18 protein-coding genes are annotated in these 19,619 nt (G+C 57.1%); 7 read left to right on the plus strand and 11 right to left on the minus strand.

Going from position 1 to position 19,619, the window contains the following annotated elements; all coding sequences use genetic code 11:
• Nucleotides 1-244: 244 nt before the first annotated feature.
• Nucleotides 245-1,081, plus strand: a complete 837-nt coding sequence (locus tag ACOZ9V_RS10705; RefSeq protein ID WP_181270611.1) for a hypothetical protein — start codon at nt 245-247, stop codon at nt 1,079-1,081.
• 12 nt (nt 1,082-1,093) lie between these two features.
• On the opposite strand, the gene ACOZ9V_RS10710 is transcribed toward ACOZ9V_RS10705, so the two are convergent.
• Both ACOZ9V_RS10710 and ACOZ9V_RS10715 read right to left on the minus strand, forming a co-directional pair.
• Complete coding sequence (locus ACOZ9V_RS10710) at nt 1,094-1,723, minus strand: hypothetical protein (protein ID WP_181270612.1); 630 nt, start codon at nt 1,721-1,723, stop codon at nt 1,094-1,096.
• Between the two features lie 31 nt (nt 1,724-1,754).
• Complete coding sequence (locus ACOZ9V_RS10715; protein ID WP_181270655.1) at nt 1,755-2,099, minus strand: transcriptional regulator; 345 nt, start codon at nt 2,097-2,099, stop codon at nt 1,755-1,757.
• 201 nt (nt 2,100-2,300) lie between these two features.
• On the opposite strand from ACOZ9V_RS10715, the gene ACOZ9V_RS10720 reads away from it, so the two are divergent.
• Nucleotides 2,301-2,912 (plus strand): recombinase family protein, encoded by a 612-nt coding sequence (locus ACOZ9V_RS10720; RefSeq protein ID WP_181270613.1) that lies wholly within the window; start codon nt 2,301-2,303, stop codon nt 2,910-2,912.
• Nucleotides 2,913-2,964: 52 nt separating this feature from the next.
• On the opposite strand, the gene ACOZ9V_RS10725 is transcribed toward ACOZ9V_RS10720, so the two are convergent.
• From ACOZ9V_RS10725 to ACOZ9V_RS10740, 4 genes are all read right to left on the minus strand, one after another.
• Nucleotides 2,965-3,966, minus strand: coding sequence for a hypothetical protein (locus ACOZ9V_RS10725; protein ID WP_181270614.1), 1,002 nt, complete (start codon nt 3,964-3,966; stop codon nt 2,965-2,967).
• Nucleotides 3,963-4,676 carry an ABC transporter ATP-binding protein gene (locus tag ACOZ9V_RS10730; protein ID WP_229663944.1) on the minus strand — a complete coding sequence of 238 codons (714 nt, stop codon included), beginning with the start codon at nt 4,674-4,676 and terminating at the stop codon, nt 3,963-3,965. Before ACOZ9V_RS10730 ends, ACOZ9V_RS10725 begins: the two co-directional genes overlap by 4 nt.
• 1 nt (nt 4,677) lies before the next feature.
• Entirely contained in the window at nt 4,678-5,973 is a 1,296-nt protein-coding gene (locus ACOZ9V_RS10735; protein WP_181270615.1) for a hypothetical protein, read from the minus strand.
• Between the two features lie 94 nt (nt 5,974-6,067).
• The gene (locus ACOZ9V_RS10740; RefSeq protein WP_181270616.1) at nt 6,068-6,415 is read right to left on the minus strand and encodes a lactococcin 972 family bacteriocin; all 348 of its coding nucleotides are present in this window, start codon (nt 6,413-6,415) and stop codon (nt 6,068-6,070) included.
• 248 nt (nt 6,416-6,663) lie between these two features.
• On the opposite strand from ACOZ9V_RS10740, the gene ACOZ9V_RS10745 reads away from it, so the two are divergent.
• Nucleotides 6,664-7,920, plus strand: coding sequence for an IS30 family transposase (locus ACOZ9V_RS10745; RefSeq protein WP_434589852.1), 1,257 nt, complete (start codon nt 6,664-6,666; stop codon nt 7,918-7,920).
• Nucleotides 7,921-8,562: 642 nt separating this feature from the next.
• Nucleotides 8,563-9,213 (plus strand): hypothetical protein, encoded by a 651-nt coding sequence (locus tag ACOZ9V_RS10750; protein WP_181270617.1) that lies wholly within the window; start codon nt 8,563-8,565, stop codon nt 9,211-9,213.
• A gap of 86 nt (nt 9,214-9,299) precedes the next feature.
• Here ACOZ9V_RS10750 and ACOZ9V_RS10755 read toward each other — a convergent pair whose 3' ends face one another.
• Nucleotides 9,300-9,926, minus strand: a complete 627-nt coding sequence (locus ACOZ9V_RS10755) for a recombinase family protein (protein ID WP_181270618.1) — start codon at nt 9,924-9,926, stop codon at nt 9,300-9,302.
• Between the two features lie 82 nt (nt 9,927-10,008).
• On the opposite strand from ACOZ9V_RS10755, the gene ACOZ9V_RS10760 reads away from it, so the two are divergent.
• The gene (locus ACOZ9V_RS10760; RefSeq protein ID WP_434589855.1) at nt 10,009-10,662 is read left to right on the plus strand and encodes a haloacid dehalogenase-like hydrolase; all 654 of its coding nucleotides are present in this window, start codon (nt 10,009-10,011) and stop codon (nt 10,660-10,662) included.
• 258 nt (nt 10,663-10,920) lie between these two features.
• Here ACOZ9V_RS10760 and ACOZ9V_RS10765 read toward each other — a convergent pair whose 3' ends face one another.
• From ACOZ9V_RS10765 to ACOZ9V_RS10780, 4 genes are all read right to left on the minus strand, one after another.
• A complete protein-coding gene (locus ACOZ9V_RS10765) occupies nt 10,921-11,376 on the minus strand; it encodes a hypothetical protein (protein ID WP_434589858.1) in 456 nt (151 codons plus the stop codon).
• Between the two features lie 98 nt (nt 11,377-11,474).
• Nucleotides 11,475-12,761 (minus strand): hypothetical protein, encoded by a 1,287-nt coding sequence (locus ACOZ9V_RS10770; protein WP_181270620.1) that lies wholly within the window; start codon nt 12,759-12,761, stop codon nt 11,475-11,477.
• Nucleotides 12,762-13,372: 611 nt separating this feature from the next.
• On the minus strand, nt 13,373-14,950 hold the full coding sequence (locus ACOZ9V_RS10775; RefSeq protein ID WP_434589861.1) for an IS1634 family transposase: 1,578 nt from the start codon (nt 14,948-14,950) through the stop codon (nt 13,373-13,375).
• 623 nt (nt 14,951-15,573) lie between these two features.
• Nucleotides 15,574-16,569, minus strand: coding sequence for a LacI family DNA-binding transcriptional regulator (locus tag ACOZ9V_RS10780; protein ID WP_181271691.1), 996 nt, complete (start codon nt 16,567-16,569; stop codon nt 15,574-15,576).
• A gap of 373 nt (nt 16,570-16,942) precedes the next feature.
• On the opposite strand from ACOZ9V_RS10780, the gene ACOZ9V_RS10785 reads away from it, so the two are divergent.
• Nucleotides 16,943-18,433 (plus strand): sodium:solute symporter family protein, encoded by a 1,491-nt coding sequence (locus tag ACOZ9V_RS10785; RefSeq protein WP_181271693.1) that lies wholly within the window; start codon nt 16,943-16,945, stop codon nt 18,431-18,433.
• Nucleotides 18,430-19,572 carry a class II histone deacetylase gene (locus tag ACOZ9V_RS10790; RefSeq protein ID WP_434589865.1) on the plus strand — a complete coding sequence of 381 codons (1,143 nt, stop codon included), beginning with the start codon at nt 18,430-18,432 and terminating at the stop codon, nt 19,570-19,572. The genes ACOZ9V_RS10785 and ACOZ9V_RS10790 overlap by 4 nt, the downstream gene beginning before the upstream one ends.
• Nucleotides 19,573-19,619: the final 47 nt, after the last annotated feature.

The raw sequence follows: 19,619 nt of genomic DNA on the forward strand, positions 1-19,619 counted from the left end.
AGGGACTGGCGGTAGGGCTCACCACTCATGAGACAAGGAAATACTTTCATTTCAGAGTGTCTTAAAGTGGTCAGGTCCCGTCTCGTTACGCCCACCCATGATTCTCGTGGAAGGGACCCATTTCCCAACGGAGTGACCCATTGCTCCCCTCAGGCTTCGAACCGACGAGACTCCCTTACCCGCCACAACTCCAACAGAACGGGTTCGGGCTCACGCGCTGATCCTCGGGATCGTTGCCGTCGCTTTGGCGCTCATCCCTTTCGTTTCGATTTTCACCGCGATCCCGGCTGCCATCGTCGCCGCAGTGTTCGGCATAATCGGGATACGTCGGGTCCGTCGCAGTGTTGCGACGAATCGGAGCTCAGCGCTCGTCGGACTCATTGCTGCACGTCTTGCGGTGATCCTCGCGATCGTCTCCTCTATCGTCGGAAGAAACCTCATTAACCAGATCTCCAGCGACCGAGCCGAAGGTACGAGTAGTGAGGCGGCGGATTCGAGCCCCGACGCGGAAGCAGCCGCTTTAGAGGAGGAGCGGGCGAACTCGATTCCACTCCCTGACGACGAAGCCAAGTTCGATGGTCAGATGCCCGATGACATCCTCGGCGGGGTCTACCAGGCAACCCAATGCGAGGGTGATGTCACGGTCACAGTCAGCGACCTGTATGCCGACCGTGACGACAATCGGGACCTGCTTTGCTTGGATGCTGTCTACATTAACGACGCGACCGAGCCGCGAAACGCGCAGAGACATGATTTCACTCTTCAGACCGTGGACAACAGTGCTGACCGTTTCGGCGCGACTGTACCGATGACCCGAGAGGGTGGTATGCCTAACGCCACTCTGGAAACACAGGAGAAGACCGAGGGGCAGGTATGTTTCGCCCCATCTGACACATCTAGTGCCGTGGTTCTGGTCTTTGAGACCATATCCCCGGCAGGCCGCGCCGCGGATTGCCTGGATCATGGATCGCTGACCACGGCTAAACCCAAACTCACCCAAATTCGGAGGGGTCGGAAAGGAGTTCGTGGCCGTAGTGAACTCGTCGTCCCGACGTTTGGCCTCGTCGGGCAGGTGAATTGAAGGGGCTGTCATTCAGGCGAGCCTTGGCGATATCCCCCGGGGGATACTCACCGTCCTCGCTGATACGGGATGAACCTCCAGCGCAAAGGTCTCCGCCTCCCCGCCGCGATACACGGTCATCGCCATCTCCGAGATATGAAGCGGCCCGCCACCGACAGACACACGGGCGGTGCTCGCCTCTGGAAAGGCCGCGACCCCAGCCTCCGGTCGCGCGGAGACTATATCGTCAAGCGTGCTGCGAAGGCTGTCCGGGACGCGCATCAGCGCGCGAGAGGCCTCGACCTCAACTTCGAGAAACCCGGAGTCGAGGTCCATGGGCTGCTCGAGCTCCGCGCCGTAGAGAAGCGTCAGAAGCGCCAAAGGCCCGAGCGCAGGTCGAGGAAGATCGACCGTCATCCAGTCATCACTGCCCGCAGCGCGGGTGTGCAGCACGTCATGAATGGCAATGCTCTCGCCACGGTTGTCAGCACCAGGACCGTCCGCGTCAGGCATCTCGAACCGAGTGCGTGAGTGGGCGACACCTTCGCGGGGGCTCACATAGGCATTCTCAGTTGTTCGGATACCGGCGACCGCGTGGACGAACGACGCTTCCACAGCTTCCGCCGACAATGTCTCGTTCAGCGCTTCTTCCAGTGTAGGCATGATCTCTCCTCAACCTGATTGCGGCGTGCTTCTATGACTGCGCAGGAGCGCGGGTGAGGTGCTCCAGCCAGGCGGCGTGACCTCGATAGGCTGCCCGCCCCTCACCGGTAAGGGCAAGCATGGTGACCGAGCGCGAACGAGCCCCGGCTTGGGCAGAGCGGCTCGACTGGTCGACGTACCCGGCGTCGAGCAATACCCGCACGTTCTTCGACAGATGCGAGTCGGTGATGCCGAGAGCTGTTTGAACCTCTGAGAATCGAACAGGATCTGCCGAGGCCGCCAGCACAGCGCACACCTGCAACCGGATGGGCGAGTGAATCACCTCGTCGAACACTCGCCTTTCGTCGCGCTCATGGTCAGAAGATCCACTTGCCATGTTGGCAACAGTAGTCGCCGCATGCCAATGTGGCAAGTCACCAGGATTCAGGCCCAAGAAGACCGATTAGAAACTCTCGTCGCCTGAGGAGCGCAAGCCATCTCGCCGGAAGACTGCCTAATGGGTATACCCCTTTGACATCCGAGATCCCGGCCGGAAGAATGCTGTCAAACGGGTCCTGATTTCACCGATTGGACAGACATGCCTACCGACTCCGAGAACCCCTCAGATGCTCTCTTCGGGCAGACGCTTGGCTACGTGCGCGTCAGCAGCGCCGATCAGAATCCTGGCCGGCAATACGAGATCATCGGCTGGTGCGATAAGACCTTCGAGGACAAGCTCAGCGGGAAGTCCCGCGCCAACCGGACCGGCCTGAACAAGCTCATCGACTATGCACGAGAGGGCGACCATATTCGTGTCGCCTCGCTGGATCGACTCGGGCGAGACACCCGAGATCTCTATTCGCTTGTCGACACGCTCACCGGGAAGGGCTGCACCGTCACCTTCGTCTCGGAGAACATCACTGTGTCCAAAGATGGCAGCTCCCCCATGCAGGAACTCTTCCTGACATTCCTATCGGGGATGGCACAGTTTGAGCGTGCGCGGATCCTCGAGCGCCAGCGTGAAGGGATCGAGCTGGCCAAAGCTCAAGGCGTCTATCAGCGCAAGCTCACCGACGAGGACGTGCAAGCCTGCCGAGCGATGATCGACATGGGGATCTCCGTGGCCGAAGTCGCCCGTCGATACGAGGTCTCTCGGCAGACTCTCTACAACGCACTCAAAGGAGCCGGGGCCTATTCTCCCGATCCCTGAGGAACTAAGCGTCTCAATCCTTTAATAGCAAACGAGGTGACGACAGTCGATTTTATGCGAAGCGTTTTTTGACAAGATCGCTGACGCGGACCCGGTTGATGATCAGCACCCCGGACAGCGAAGCTGCTGCGGTGAGCACGGTTGTGCTGATGAATGGGACTGCAAGAACTCGCGCCGCGATTGCGATATCCATTCCAGGTATCCATGGCAGCGCTGCGATGCACAATAGTGCGGCCGTGCCAGTGCTGAGCACCCCTCTCAGTCCTAGCCGTGACCACCATGCTCGCATGAGGGAGTAGCCGTGCAACCGTTGCACTCCCAGCGCTGCAGCGTCGCGAGCTAGCGCACCGATCGTAGCCACAATGACCAGCGCGGCGAAGGTTCCAGAAAGCGCTAGAAGGGGCGTTGTCGACAACGGTTGGGCATCCACTGCATCGTCAGTGTCTTCAACGAACGTGGTAGGAGTGGTCAATGCTGCATCTGGATCTGTTTCGAGGATCTCTTCATTCACCTGCCGGCTGATCGCTCCAAGGAAGCCCTCGAAATCTCTGCGATTATCGGTTTCGGCTTTGTAGACACCAATTGCTGGGAGGTTCGCGAACATGTCTTCTAACGGGCGGAATGTGAGGTCGTAGCTATTCGCGAGGCTCTGCGGAGTCTCTTTCGTAGCGCCGGGTTTCGTCGACAGCACTGTCCCTGTCGCCTGCGTTTCGGAGTTGGTGAGCGTGTTTTCGCCTGTGAGGCCTGCGCGGTCAAAGATCTTCGTTGAGTGGTTGAGTCGAATGTAGTAGGTGAGGTCGAGGCCGTTTCCATCTGCCTGGCGAACGGTTCTTCTTACGAGATTGACATTGTTCTCATCCGCCGCGGTAGTGAGAATTCGTTCTGTCGCCGAGGGATCCTGGACGGGTACATCGCGGGGCCACATGAAGACCGCCATGTCCTGGGTGAGATTCTCAGTGGCGGTTTCCTGCGCACGCTTGATTTCGGTGGTCAGTCCAAGAGCTGCTGTGATGATGAAGGTGAGGAAGAGGGTGATCGCGACGAAGTTTCTCACGAATGTGCGTCCTCGCGGCCTGCATCTTGGTTTGATGTTCGTTTGGGTTTACTCAGGGAGGCGACTTCTACGGTTCTAGTACAGATTTCAGCCACCCGAAGGTCATGCGTTGCGAGGAGGATGGTCCGTCCGTCGGCGCTCATTTCCCTCAGGAGTTTGACGATTTCATCGCGGTTGTTTTCATCGAGTGATCCGGTGGGTTCGTCGGCGAGGACGAGTTCGCATGGTTTCAGCCAAAGACGCGCGATGGCTACTCTCTGCTGCTCCCCTCCGGAGAGAGAGTAGACGCGACGATTCTCGTATCCAGGCAGACCCACGCGCTCGAGAATGCGGGCGATCTGCTTTGTGTGATCGCTGCGGTCGGAAGAGTAGGTCAAAGCGACTTTCAGGTTTTCGCGAACCGTTGCGGAGTCAATGAGAGCGAAGTTTTGGAACAGGTACCCGAGGCGATGGCGCAAGAACAGAGTGGCATCTCGCGAGCGGGGCCGTGGTGCTTTGGTGCCGAAAAGTCGAACTTCGCCCGCATCGGGAGAGTCGAGGAGTCCAGCGAGATTGAGGATTGTCGACTTCCCAGATCCGCTGGGCCCAGTGAATGCGACCATTTCCCCAGGGCTGACAGAAAAACTAGCGTGACTGAGTACAGTCCGCCCGGTGTAGGTCTTTTCGACGTTATCGAAAACGACAGGGTCTACTTCTTGACGGCTGGGCATATCAGATTTCCTTGAGGCGGAGAGCGGGATGGCGGCGATCGAAGACCGTGACAACAGTGATGGCTATGACTGCTTCCACGAGCACAACGGAGCCGGTGACAGCAAGCAGAGTCGGCCATTCATCGAGAAGCACCAGAGGATGGAAATACTCTGGGATTGCCACATGGCCTCCGAGAACATAGAAACTGGTGGCTGCCACCAGGGCGGCAGGGATGAGGAGCAACCAGGACATTGCGAGCCCTGCGAAGACCTCCCCGAAGCTTTTAAGCCTGGAGTAGCCGTGGAGCCTGCGGATAGCTGAGTACACACGCCATCGTTCATAGGCGACTACAACAGCCACGATGCTTAAGACCACGGTCAGGGCTCCCGCCACAACTGCGGCAGTGATCAACCAACGTGCATCTTCAGATGAGAGGGAGAACTGCTCGTTGATTGCATCGGCAGGGTAGACGAGTGCAGTGAAGTTGTCATCGAGTTCGTACTTCTCGAACAGGGGCAGAAGCTCTTGGTAGACCTTCTCAGGGTCTCCATCGACTCTGACCTTCATTGGAGTGTCGATTTCACCGGTGATCGTGTTCTCCCAGTCGCTGGCGATGGTGTTCGAACGTGTCATTACCGTGACGATGGGATCAGGCAACGTGTTGCCCTCTTCCGGTCGTATTTGGGTGTTAAACGTGAACAGATCCTGGCCGGTCTGTGTCCAGATGATGCGCACTTTCTGTTTGCGAACTGCATCACTGACTTCGTAGCCATTTGCTTCTGAGTATTCGACGTCGCTGTCGGATGGGCCATTGCGGGATTCCTGGACATAGTCCCGGATCAGATCCTCGCGGTCCTTGAGAGACTCAGGAACAGCGATCACCCAGTCCGTTTCCTCATTTGAAACCACGATGGGTTTTCCCGAGCTATCGAGAATCGGATACTTCTCAAGATAGTTGGAGTTCACGCTCATCTGAACATAGGGCAGCACAGGGTCGTCTCCGACAACATCCATGTCAGCTGCCTCGACGTAGATCCCTCCGCGATCGTCAAGCTCGGGGTAGATGTGCTCGGCTACGGTTTTGGAGATCCCGTCAGTGCCGTCCTTGATGGCTTGGAGGTCGTCTCCATTGCTTCGGGGGAAGTAGACGGCATAGTCTGTGCTTTCACTCCAGTCATTGAGCGCCGAAGCATCGTCTGAAACGAGCGTGAAGGCGCTGAAGAGGCCGACAGTCACGGCAATGAGCACCCCCGCGGCACACGATTTTATCCCGAATGCCGCCAAAGTCTTGATGCCACCCTTGAAGGGTATCCGCATAGGTTTCCTATCATTAGCAGAAGATCACCCGAGCTGGGGTGAGCCGACTCTTCGGTTCACCCCAGCTCGGGTGAGAATACTCGAACGGCTTTGATTACGCGTTCGCGCTCCACTTCGTCTTGCAGGTCTGTGACCTCTTGCCGTAGGCGTTTGCGTTGGCCCATTTGCCCTTGCTCGCGGTCTTCGTCACATTGACGGAGCCGATGATTGCGGTGCCAGAGTGGCGCTTTGTGCGGTGGAAGTAGTGCGAGTAGCACTTCTTCTGCTTTCCGGCCTTCGTCGTCACTTTCTCGCTACCGTAGTTCCATGTTCCGCCGCCCGGGCTCTTCTTCGCCTGGGTAGTGAAGCCTCCCCCGGTTGCCTCATCTTGCACAATGGCTTCACCTGAGGTTGCCTGTTCGCTTGAGGCGCTGACGTTGCTGGAGGCGGTGTCACTCGCCATTGCTCCAGTCGCACCAGTTGCCGACAGGGCAAGCGCGAGAACAACCGTCGCTATCGTCTTTGAAGTCTTCACTCCACTCTCGTGTTTCTATCAATCATTCTTCAGTGAACGGTCAGGATTGACCTTTGAGTCACGCTAACGGAAGTTTTCGCAAAGCACATCCCCGGCGGTTTCTAAGTTCTAGTGCAACACCCGGTCTGACCAGCACTATCAGACCGGGTGTTTCCACTGAACGAAGGAACACCCCCATGACCACGCACTACAGACGTCCACGATTGCCCTTCGACGTCCTCGACGAACTCTTCTGGCTCCTCCTCGAAGGCAGACCACGATCAGCGATCGCTGACCACCTCGGCATCAACCTCAACACCGTCACCCGGTGGGCGCGGCGACTCGGCCTGCCCAAAGGCAGGACCGGCAGAATACTGTCCATGCCGACCACCATCGTTGCTGCCCCGGCACCACGCCACCGTGCTTACCATCGCCTGACGGTCGCTGATCGGATGACGATCCAAGCCGGCCTGCAATCAACCCCACCCTTGTCGATGAGAACCATCGCGACCCAGCTCGGTGTCGCCCCGTCAACGGTCTCCCGAGAGATCCGCCGCAACCGCATCATCGAGTACGACAAATCCAGCCCACACCCGGTCTATAGTGCTGCCGGCGCCCACGGCCGCACCTATGCCCGACAGGCACGCAAGAAACACCGTCGCACACGTCTCGATAACCCGTGGCTGCGGGCTCACGTGATCAACGGACTCAACGACAAGTGCTCGCCCGAACAGGTCGCCGGTAGGCTTCGGCGTGACTACCCCGACCGGAAGGACCTGCACGTGAGCCACGAAACGGTCTACCAAGCTCTCTACGTCCAAGGACGCGGATCCCTGCGTCACGAGCTGGCCGTGGTCAAAGCCCTCCGATCGGGACAGACGGGAAGGAAGCCACAGTCGAAGCTGCCGCGTCGGTCCAGTCGTCCCTGGCTCGATGGTGCCCTGTTGATCGACCGTCCCCCGCAGGCTGCTGATCGCAGCGTTCCCGGCCACTGGGAGGGTGATCTCGTCGTCGATTCCCACACCGGTGGCCTGGTCACCGTCTTCGAACGCCGATCCCGGTTCTCGCTGATCCGGAAGTTGCCGAACAACCGCGAATCAGCCACGGTCACCGGGCTGGTCCAGGACATGATCGCGTCCCTGCCCGAAGCGTTGTTCTCAACGCTGACGTGGGACCAGGGCCAGGAGATGGCCGAGCATCTGCGTATCACCGTCGCCACCGACTGCCAGGTGTACTTCTGCGACCCGCACTCACCCTGGCAACGGCCGACGAATGAGAACTCCAACGGACTCATCCGGGACTACTACCAGAAAGGCACAGTCTTCGATGAGTCGATCACCGACGATCAGATTCAGTCGATGCAGGACCAGCTCAACCGCAGGCCGCGGAAGGTCCTCGGGTTCGCGACCCCGGCCGAGGTCCTGGCTGATCTGTTGCATGAGCAGGTAGCCTGAGACCAGCCCAATGTTGCACTAGAACCCTGAGACGGCCCCCTAAAAGGATGAGATTCCAACCCCTTTTCACTCGGCAGCTGGAGTGACCTGAGCCACTTCTCTAGTGGAGCGCGAACCGCCCTCGGAGATGATCTGACCAGGAAATCCGCCTCTGGCCTCCATGGTTCTCGCGGGCCGGCTGGCGACAGGGTGATGTTTAAGGGCAGCCGAAATCACGGAGCGCTAGCGGAGGGATTTTGGGTGGCAGCCCGCCGGGAGGGCGACCCACTGTCATTGATGATGACAAACGGGCCGCGAACCACGCGCGCCGAACCCGTAGTGAGTCCATCCGGACCATCGCCGTTGGCCTTGGCATCTCCGTCGGCGTCGTCCATAAAACCCTCACCGAAACGAAACCCAGCAGGGCTTAGCGCTCAACCCTGTTCCATTACTACCAAGACCCCTGCTTGCTGCCTTTAAGCCAAATGTGGTTGGGAATTTGGCCTAGCTTGAGTGGGCGTGAAGTGATAATTCCCTGTGGCGCATCTAACCAAACGCTGAAGGCTTCCCGTAGACTCGTCGTGAGCAGACGTTCACAGCTGTTGGGATATACACGTCGGCTAGTCGCGTGGCGATCAGCGGCAAGTTTCCCACTACTGCCAGATGCTCGAAAGTAATGACAATCCCCAACAAGGAGATACGGAGTCGGAAGGAAGCACCGGACTTCGCGCTTCCCTGATAGAACAGAAGATCATGCGGAAGCTTATCTCGATAATTGGCGGACTAGCATTAGTTGCTGGTACTGGAATATCTGCCGGCCCTGCGGTAGCAGCGTCGGATGACGGCATTCAGCAAACTGAGTCGTCTCCCGTGAGCGAAAGTAACCGTGTCGACGAATTGTTGGAAAGCGGCGAAGAAGTCGATCCCCTCGAGCTCGTACCTGGAGCCACCACCGATCCCGATCAAGTTAAGAAGATTGATGAATCAGGGGTCCCGGCCACAGTCGTGGTAGATCCTGACGACGGGAAAGTCGTCGCTGCTAAAGGTGAATCAGGTATCTCAGCGCACAAGATCTCAATCGTAGGCCCAGGCTGTAGCGCCGCATCGGGATTCTTTTGTATGCGTGGCGCCAACTACTACGGTTTCAAAGGAACCGGAACTAAAACGGGAAAGTGGAAGAGCATCAGGTGGTATCACACCGGCAACAAACAAGGAACTGTGAAGTACAACGGCAAGTGGCAGACCTGGTCGCCGAAGAACCGAGCGGTGCAGTTGACGAAGAAGGTGACAGTCACCGGTCTGAAGAGACAGTAATCTGAGACCGAGTAGTTGCACGCGGTAGAGGGTGGTGCTAACCAGTGCCACCCTCCACCGCATTGTGGTCGACGGGACTCTTCGTTTCAGTCAGGCCCTGGCCTGCTTACGGTAGGACCGGCGCCTGACTTGTCCCGATGCCGCTCGAGGACCCTGTAGAGCGTTGACCAAGAGATGTTGAAGTCATCGGCTATGGCTGTCAGGCTTTGCTGCCCGGCGTCGACGATGGAAAGTAACGCCTGTTCCTGTGACGGCGCCAGTCTGGGCTTACGGCCACCGGTTCGTCCTCTGGCGCGTGCGGACTTCAAACCAGCGTTGGTGCGTTCGAGGATGAGGTCTCGCTCCACCTCTGCCATTGCTGCTGTGACGGCGAGAAGGATCTTGCCCCCTGGCTTGCGAGGGTCGGTGGATAAGCCGTCCAGCGTCTCAACGGAGACGTCTTCTTCGGCGAATTCGTGGATGAGACCGAGGATGCCCGACATCGAGCGCCCCAAGCGGTCGAGAGATGTGACTAACACTGTGTCACAGGGGCGCACGTGGTCGCGCAGAGCTTTGATTCCGGGCCGGTCCGAGCTTGCTCCCGATCCAGTGTAGGAAAACACCCGTGAACATCCGGCTTGTTTGAGGGAGTCGAGCTGCTGTTCGAGATTCTGACCGACGGTAGGGACCCGACCATAACCAAGCCTGCGGGAACTGGTGCGAGACGAACTCATACCCCACAATTACCACACGCCGACAGCGACTTGTCATAGCATCGATCCATCGTCATCACCGAGCTTGATAGCGTTGGTGGCTATGAGTAGCGCGCGATCTGATGGGCCTGAGTTGGTGGTGTATGACCTCGACGGTGTGATTACTCGCAATGACACATTTACCGCGCTTGTCGCATACCGACTTTTCCGCTCCCCATTGTGCCTAGTTCGATCAGTTTGGACGGCCTTGACAATGCCGGGTGAGAGCAAGGCGTCGTTGTCCCGCAGGATCGCTGAGACCGCACTGGATGGCATAACAGACGGGGAATACACCGCCCTGGCTGAGCAGCTGGGGCAAAAGTTCGCCAGTGACCCGAAATGGATACGCGCTGAAGCTGTTCACCGCATTCGTCGTCAACACGCCCAGGGCGCTCGGATTGTCATCGCCACGGCTTCTGAAAGACGTCTTGCTGAAGCACTACTCGAAGGCGCTAGAGTCCCCTACGACTTGCTGTCGGCTTCACTCCTTAGTTCGCGGGCGAACGGTCTGACAGTCCGTGACCATCGTGTGGGCGAACGGAAACTGGCTGCGTTACTCGAACTTGGTGTTTCGATTGAAAAGGCACAGTTCATCACCGATTCTTTGACGGACTTTCCCACTGCAGAAGCCTCTTCAAGCGTGGTGCTTATCGGAGCTTCAGCACGCACTCGAGAACGCTACCGGGAAATGGGCATATCTATTACCGAAGAGTCTTGAACCAAGAACACTGTTGGGCAATCAATTTCACAGACGCTGTGTCAATTCCCGTCCGAGGGTCGTTTCCGGTTCTGGTACACGTTTGTGCGACATTGAAGCCGCCTAAAGGCTGAGGAATGCACTGATGAAGATGGGACGTCGCGAAAACGATCGTTTTCGGGCCGCTGATCGTCCCCGCATGTCAATCTCAGAAGACGTTTGCACAACTCTCAGAATACGGCTTCACACCGGCGCCCCCGCCTCAGCAACGAAAGGGAGTCACTTCTCTTTGCGCGCCCTCGAACGCCTAAGAACAGGAACCGAGACTATTCCAGATACGAACAAAGCAATTGTCGGCAACGCAAGAATTGCGCTGTAATACTGAAAGAGCTCAAAATACGAAAAGTACTCACGTCGTCTATCCATCAGACCAGCACCGGCAGTTCCCAGTACATAGGCGACGACCGCAGGAACCCCAATACACCAAATAAACGTCATCAACGAGTCATTCTTCTTCACCCGCCAAGCAAAGCTGAAGCCCGGGAGAGAGAAAATCAGCACTTCCGCGATCAGAAAAACAATCGCGACCGGTCCGAACAAAATCAGGAATATCAGAGATGAAGTAAAATCAGGCGCTTCGCTAAAAAAAGCGAAAGATGTCGCGAATAGAATTATTGCCGCGATTGCTGAGGTCGCTACTACGTAAAGAAGCGGAGCGTGCTTTTCCTTGTGCACAACTGTCCTTTCGGTATTAGTGGCGCCGCCCCGCGCTGCGATAAAACTTACTGCGTCAGCGCGAGACGGTGCCTGAATGGAACGTAGAGCGCTTAGAGTTAGGGGAGCGTGACCTTACCGTTCCAGTTCTGCGGTTTGCAACTGCGGTTAGAGATGAGGCAATCGAAACTATTCAGTTTCGACTTGCTCAGCCAGCCCCACTTGAATTTGTTTCCCGAAGCAGCAAATCCTGCGAGTTCGTGATTTGGTACGTCTCGGCCCTGGCCGCTGGCCTGAATGACACCCGATCGGTGGAGGATGAAGTTCGACCGGTGCTTGATCGCCCCAGTCACACAGAACGGATTCCCCACCTCGACTTCAAAGGTGATGCGAGCGAGGCTTGACCCTTTGGTCGCGTCTTTGAAATACATGTGTTTCGAAGAGGCGGTGCGAGTGGCCAGATGCTTTTTCTTGAAGTCATACATCTTGGTTGCCCCTACGCCCTTCATGGTGAGGATATTCTTTCCACCGTTTGGACCTTCCCAGGCCACCCGGGCCAGCATAGCGGTTTTATAGTTCTTCTCAGCCGTCACGGTACTCAAGCTTGTCGGTAACTTGTAACTGCGGTTATTACCAGCATGGTAGATGTCAGTTTTGGGGAGCTTACCGGAGTTGACGCTGCAGCCCAGGCCCTTGAAACCTTTGAGATGCACCCACTTGTACGGAATGAAAGTCTTGTGCGAAACCGCGGAAACAGTGGCCTTCTTAGAACTCGCCTTCGCTGCCTCGACTGACGGCAGCGTGTACGTGACCGGCTGGCCGCTTTCGTCGATGCTTGCCGCCTGCACAGTCGACTCTTCGTCGAGGAGTTCAGAATCGACCTCGATCTCGCTACCCTCACTTGTCCCGACAATGTTTCCGTTGACAATCACTGTCTTTTCACCAGTTGCCGATTCAGGCCATTTAATTGTTGAACCATCGCTGGTATCAATCCGGGAAACCTGGGGCACGGTGGCCTTCATCGTTGGCAGTGGCTTCGCGGTGACCTCCTTGGTCTCCGAAGTACCTTCGGACGAGTCCCACTGCTCAGGTTTGGTCCAGTCAGTCACTTCGTCCGGACCCATCTCACTATCAAGTTGAAACGGACTCCGCACTTCGTATGCTTCTACTTCCGACAGCGGGGCTGCTGAGGCGCTTCGCGCCGATAGCTTCTTTGCCGGAAGCGAGTAGAAGGTCGTGCCTTCGTCCTCCTTGGCGACTTCCAGTTTGCTGGACCCGGCAGTCACCTCCAGGTGATCGCTGTAATCAATATTTGGTTCGCTTGATGTCGCTGAAGCGGGCATCGCAACGATCGACGATGCAAGTGCCAAGGCAACAATTGCAGGCAATGATATGCGCTTACGCATAGATTCTCCGTTTTTTGAGGGGATCCAGGAACAGACCTGGAATTTGAGCATAGCATCATAATCACCTAGTAGTTTCCTGGGTTAAGTTGCATCTGTTTGCCTGGGCAAGGTGGAATCTGCGAAACATCGCGGCGTCGAGCCACTTCGTATGAGCTGAGTGTTGACGCTTCAGCTCAACCTGGACTGTACTCGAAGGCATGGGTTTCAAGACACGAAAGTTATGAGACGCCTTGGTATCGGAACTTGCTATGGAGTGAGGCTAACCGGGAGCTGTCACTAACCACGACGGCCTCGGCCAACCGCGGTCTAGACAACCTCCGTGCGATCGCGAACTGCGTTTGCGAGGAGCAGAATGACATTGTCTAACAGAAGTCGACCGCGGGAGGTAAGTACAGCAGTGTTAGACAGTAGGGTCCTTGCTGCCGGGCCAGATCAGCAGGCGAAGAGCATCAATGTTTTCCTTTGCACTCTCCTTGAGCACCGCACTGTCAACTTCAGTCACCCGTTGAGCGACGCATCGTTTCGCTTTGGTTTCGAGGTCCTCGTAGCTGTCTGCGAGGCCCAAAGACGCCGCTGCAGCTGCGAGATTTTGCGACCTGAGTTGATTCACTTTAGTGTCCCAGCACGGGCCCGAAATTCTCCACGTTTTCGATCAACTTCGCGGCCGATGGCGGAAGTTCGGGAGGGAACACAAGCTCGTGCCCATCGATCTCGCCCACGAACTCACGAAGAGGCCGCAGCGTGGTCACGATCTTCTTCAAGGACATCCCCGTCGCTTCCTGCATGAACCTCGATACAGCCAGCGCCGTGAACACAACCGTCAGGTGCGCCTCGATCGCGTCACGAGTGCGATGGAAAATCGGGCGGGCTCGAAGGTCGGTCTTCGACATCCTAAAAGACTGCTCGACATGCCACAGGTCATGATAGGAACCAACGACGTCGTTGGCCGACATCACGTTCGCTGCGATATTCGTGACGTAGCCTTTCCAACCTGCCAACCCGACAGCCTTGTCATAACCAGCCTCATCGAAGACCTTTGTCGACCCCTTCGCCTTGACGAACCGTGCTGCTTTCGGTTTCGATTCCCCATCGATGATGCGCATCGCGCGGTTGCGTTGCAGATTCAGCGTCTCCCGGTCCCTCACGGCTCGTTTCCGCCGGTATTGCCACACTGCCCGCCAAGCGTGCGGATGGTCTTCAGGTGACCACACGGGTTCGGCACGAGTCAGCGTCCGGTTCTTATTCAACGCGACGGTGGCCCTTGGGGTCAGGGTATCGACGAACTGCCCGTCATCGGTGTTCGTGCCATTCCAGGTGAAGAACGTCGCCAGATCATTCGGTGCCTTCGTCTGCCGTGAGCCCACGATGAATCTCAGCCCTGCGTCGTCGATGGCCTTCAGGTTCGCAGCTGAGAGCATTCCAGCATCAGCGACGATGACCATATCGGTAACCCCGTGACGGTCCTGGAATCCCTTGACGATCGGGATCATCGTGAACGTCTCTGCCTTGTTGCCTTCGAAACAGCCGATCTCTAACGGAAACCCAGTCCGATCGACGAGGAGGCCGACACCGATCTGCGGGTCGACCCGACGTTCTTTGGAATAGCCGACCTTGCGCAGTTCGTCTTCTTTCTCTGCCTCAAAATAGAGAGTCGTCACGTCGTAGAGAATCAAAGAGATCCCTGTCGTCGCGACCGAATAGTCGAAGCACTTCTCCGCGATGGTTTCTCGGTACGCATCAGCATTGACTCGCTGCAGGCACCGGGTGAACGTGCTGCGATGTTTGGTATCGGCACCGAGTTCGTCAAGGACTCGAATGCTGTCGGACTTCGATGTGGGCTCGACGATGCGAGCGAGGACGAGCTGGAAGAAGGCTTCGTCGTCGACGACGTGGAAGCCGAGCCTGTCGTAGGCGGTGCGGATCGTATCGATAAGCAGACGCGATGCCGATCCCCTCACACGTCGACGCGAAGCTGTAGAGACCTTGCTTCCGGTGTCGAGGTCCAGGGGCAACTGTCCGGTGGACTCGTTGATCTTCTCGCGGCCGGCTTCTTCGAGAGCCGCCAACTGTGCCGGGGTGTGTGCGGAACCGAGGTGTTCAATAACGGTGAGTTTGCCGTGGCGTTTCGTCACGATCTGGACCGCGGTTGCCCCGGACGCGGTCGGGACTTTCCTCAGTCGCAGGCTCATACACTCATTCTACGGACCCGTTTAGTGTCCCGTTTCTACACTAAGCAGCCGTCTCACCAGTAACAATGCCCAACCTATCCCCAAAATCGGACTAGGTGAAGCAAGTCAGGTGCCTTAAGATCGTTGAAGAGGACGTCGACAAGGTCGAGATCGATCAGGCCCACTAGTGGCGTTTCATCGTTCAAGTGAGGTAACCCGGAGACCGCAACGTTTTGTACGAGTAAATAAACTGCCTGCGTCCGCTTTGAAACGTGGTTGCGTGGGAGAGATTCGGGCGGCGTTGCACTGAAAGTCGTTGGCATGTTCCTCATAATATGCACCGCCTGGTCGCTAGATGCCACAATACTTTCACAGCATTTGACCTGCGCCATTGTGCATAAGTCACAACCATGGCCTCTATGTCAACGTCGTGTCTCCGAACTGATCAAATGCAGGATGCACTCCGCATTCAAACCAAGAGGATCGGTCTCACTAGGGATCGAGCGAAGTCAGATTTCTCAGTCTGTTCGCCCCGCAGTGTCATGGGAATGCACCAAGTTTCACTTAAGTGGTGTTCGCAACACCGAACTATGCAAATCGACTTGGACCGGCGGATCTGAGGCGAGAGGGTAAGGAGCGCCTCCTTAGGAGGCTTCGGTCATGACTACCTCGTGCTCGAACCATTCGTGAGTAAAGGTTCCCGTCCCATTGAGCAACCGCTTCAGGCATAGACGGGCCATTGCCGCTCCGAATTCCTTTGCGCGGATGTTAAGAGCGACGTCGCAATCGATGAGTCGGGTTTCAATTTCACTCGTCGTCAGAACTGCCGTGCGTATTGACTCCGGTTCAATAAGCTCGGTGTACAGCTTCTGGGAACGTGCGGCCATCGACAGAAGCGTCCCTCCGTGAACAACCAGATCATACGATTTCCCGTCGCTGATTCGTCGTGAGAAATCGTCAGAAAACAACCACGAATTCGGGTCTGGAGAGACCGTGAACACATCAGGTTCCAACCCCCGCACGGTGCACCAATATTCGAACGAGTCGATGAGCATCTGAGACCACGAATACTTGTCCAACGGCTCGAACGCGATGAGGAAGGGCGAAGTCACTTCACGTTTCTGTTCGAGCCCGTCGAGTGCCTCGGTTAGCATCTTCCAATAGTCAATCTCGATCAGACCTGCTAACCGACTGTCCGGCAACCCCTCAATTCGACCGGCGGTAAATACGGTTGACCCATTATCGAGATTCTCGTGCAAAGGACCGTCGCCCAAGCACGCGTCTACGACCACCACCGCAGCGAACTGTGTCCACCGCCGCGGTTCCTTCGCATCGGAAATGATCGTCAGGTCGTACCCATACTGTCCCAGCTCGTCTGCGACCGACATCGCAAACGCCATGTAAAACTCCATCCCGAGCACCCGCCGGGGAATGTAGATCCCGACGTTGAGGCTCGACCCGCTACGAAGAGACTGCGCGGGTCGATTTGGCGAGTATCCCAACTCGGCCGCGCCCTTGAGAATCTTGGACCGCGTGGCCTCGGCAACTCGACCTTGCCCACGCAGCGCATCAGACACCGTTGTCACGGACAATCCGACGTGAGCGGCGAGATCATGCAGCGTGGGCGAGGGGCGCGTCATATGGGAACAGTATCAGCACCGATGACGAGCGTCGGACTGCTTGCCTTTCGGTCAGTCAGACAGCCGTTGGCGGCCGAGCTCTTGACACGGAGCTAACGAGCATGACTACACTACATCAATGCCGGAACGTTCCGGCATATGGCATTCAAACGTTTCGAAGGTTGATGCACATGTCAAAGAAGACAAGTCCCACCCGAACGGTCAGAGCAATCATTGCTCTTGCCACCGTCCTCATACTCTTCCCACCCCTGCACTGGATCTTTGGCCAAGCCTGGTGGTCATTTGCCTACATCGTCGGCAGTTCTGCTCTCGTCGCGGCATTGGTTCTCACTCTCAACAGGGTCACTCTCACCGCTGAGGGAGGCGACTGAGCATGTGGATCACGTTCGGCATGATTGCCGTCTTCTTCATTTTCGTCATCATCGTCATGGAGCGCACCTCAGCCAAAGACTCTTCCTTTTCTGACTACGCAACTGGCGGCCGGTCGTTCAACTCCGTCTACGGAACCGCCGCGTTCATCAATACCTGGTTGCCGGGTACTGTCTTCATTTCGTTCGCAGGACTCACTGCTGGCAGCGGCGTGACAGGGTTCTATCTGGTCCAGTACAGCGTCTTTGCCGCCATCATCATGTTTCTGTTGGCCAAGCCCGCCTACCTCTGGGGAAAACGTTACGATCTCCGTACCCAAGCAGACCTGCTCGGACTCCGCTACGGCTCGACTCCTGTCCGCGTTATCGCAGCAATCATCGGGGTTGTTGCATCAGTCCCATGGGTCGTTCTGGGAATGCAGTCGCTTGCGCTCATTTTCAGCTTCTCGTCCGACGGAGTCATCGGGCCCGTGCTCGCCGTTGTCCTGGGAGTCATCGTTCTGACTATCCGACAGATCTGGACCGTCAAGTTCGGTATGCGAGGCGTAATGATCTCCGACTTGATTCAGGGAATCGCCGCGTATTTGATGGGGTTCGTTGTCATCTTCGGACTCATCGTCTGGCTCATCGCCAACAACCACGGATTCGCCCAAGTCGACCCGGCGCTCCTCATTCTGCCTGGGCCAGGAAGCGAGCTTGGTCCACTGTATTTGTTTTCGCTCGTTCTTACTGGAGCTCTGGGTGGATGGTGCTGGCCTGACATCTTCGTTCGCCTCTTCACACAGAGCGGTGTGAACACCATCCGGCGCACATCAGTCCAGGCAGTTCCGATCCTGCTCATCTTCGCCACCGCGCTCAACGTGATGGCACTGTTGGCTTCCTCAGTGCCAGAAGTCGCCGCAGCCCCAGATACCGTGTGGTTCGTCTTGGCTTCATTCGGAGGTCCCCTACTGCTCGGCCTCGCCGGAATCTGCGTATTGTGCGGTTCAATGGGCAACGTCGGCGCGAACCTCCAGGCAATCGGAGCCATGACTGCCAACGACATCATCGGACCGATGAGGAAGCAAGAGATTCAGAACGCACGGATCGGCAAGATCTCCGTTGCTGCTGTCACGATCCTTTCCTCGCTCGGGGCGCTGGCAACCGCATCCACCACAACAGGGCTCGTGTTGTGGGCCCAAGTTTCCTACCAAGGAATCTGCCAGCTCGCCCCGACACTGTTCCTTGGCATCTTTTGGCGACGAACAACTGCTCTCAGTGCCATCCTGGGAATGGTTCTCGGCTTCGGTACCGCCGCGATCGTGCAAATCTTCTACCCGATCTCCGTGCCCTGGCTAGGCGGGATGACCTCAGGAATCGCCGGGCTGGTAGTCAACACCGGAGTGATGGTTGCAGTCAGCCTGCTCATGCCCAATAGCGCGAACGAACAGAAGCGAGTCGACAACCTCTTCGACGAACTCAACCAGAATCAGAAGGACGAGAAGCAAGCATCATGACACATGCAGAACACACGACTTCACGCAGGACCGGCTACATTTGGCACGAAAGGTTTGGATGGCACGATACCTCTACCCACGTCGGCTTCCTCCCCGCAGGCGGCTTGCTTCAGCCGCTTGAGCACTTTGAAAGCTCGGCGTCGAAGACCAGAATGGCGAGCCTCATCGAGGTCAGCGGACTTCGGAGAAATCTGACCGACTTGGAATTTGACCCCGCCACAAAGGAACAAATCCTTTCGGTACACACGGAAGATTACGTCGACCGCATCATCGATCAGAGCAATTCAGGAGGCGGTGACGCCGGTGACGGCTCCTCGCCCTTTGGCCCCGGCAGCTATGAAATTGCACAGATGGCAGCCGGCGCAACGACATCGGCGCTCCTCAACGTGCTTGACGGCACCGTCGACAACTCGTACGCGCTCGTTCGTCCCCCTGGCCACCACGCGGAGCCCCAACAGGGTCGCGGGTTCTGCATATTCTCGAATGTCAGCATCGCAATCAACGAAGCCAGACGTCAGGGAAAGGCACGCCGAATAGCTATCGTCGACATCGATGTCCACCACGGAAACGGAGCGCAGAAGATCTATTGGGATGATCCAGAAGTCCTGACGATCTCCGTCCACCAAGATCGCCTGTTCCCTCTGGACAGTGGCATGTTTGACGAGACCGGGAGTGAGGGAGGCAAGCGAACCAATATCAATCTTCCGCTTCCTGCTGGCTGCGGCAACGGCGCGTATGTTGCCACTGTGGCCGAGAACGTTGTCCCTGCTCTCGAAGCGTTTCGCCCCGAAGTGATCATCGTCAGTTGCGGATTCGACGCGTCGATGGCTGACCCTTTGGGTCGTATGTGCGTTACAGCCGCGGGATATGCGCAGATAACCAAAGTCCTCATGTCTGCAGCCGACTCTCTCTGCGAAGGAAAGCTGGTGTTCTCGCACGAAGGAGGCTACTCACCTACATACGTCCCGTTGTGCGGGCTTGCAGTCGTGGAAACTCTTGCGGGCGTCGACGAACTCTCTCCCGATCCGTTCGACTGGGCATTCGACGAGTACCCCGTTCACGAGGTAACTCATGATCAACGGGAAGCAATAGACCGAGGGCACGTTGTCGTTCAGGAGGCAATTAAAGCGATGCGCTAGGGCGAAATCCGATCGGCCAATCCCACCTGAGGGCCCGCTCATGTAAG

Source organism: Brevibacterium sp. 1718, from assembly GCF_051131255.1.
GTDB lineage: Bacteria > Actinomycetota > Actinomycetes > Actinomycetales > Brevibacteriaceae > Brevibacterium > Brevibacterium sediminis.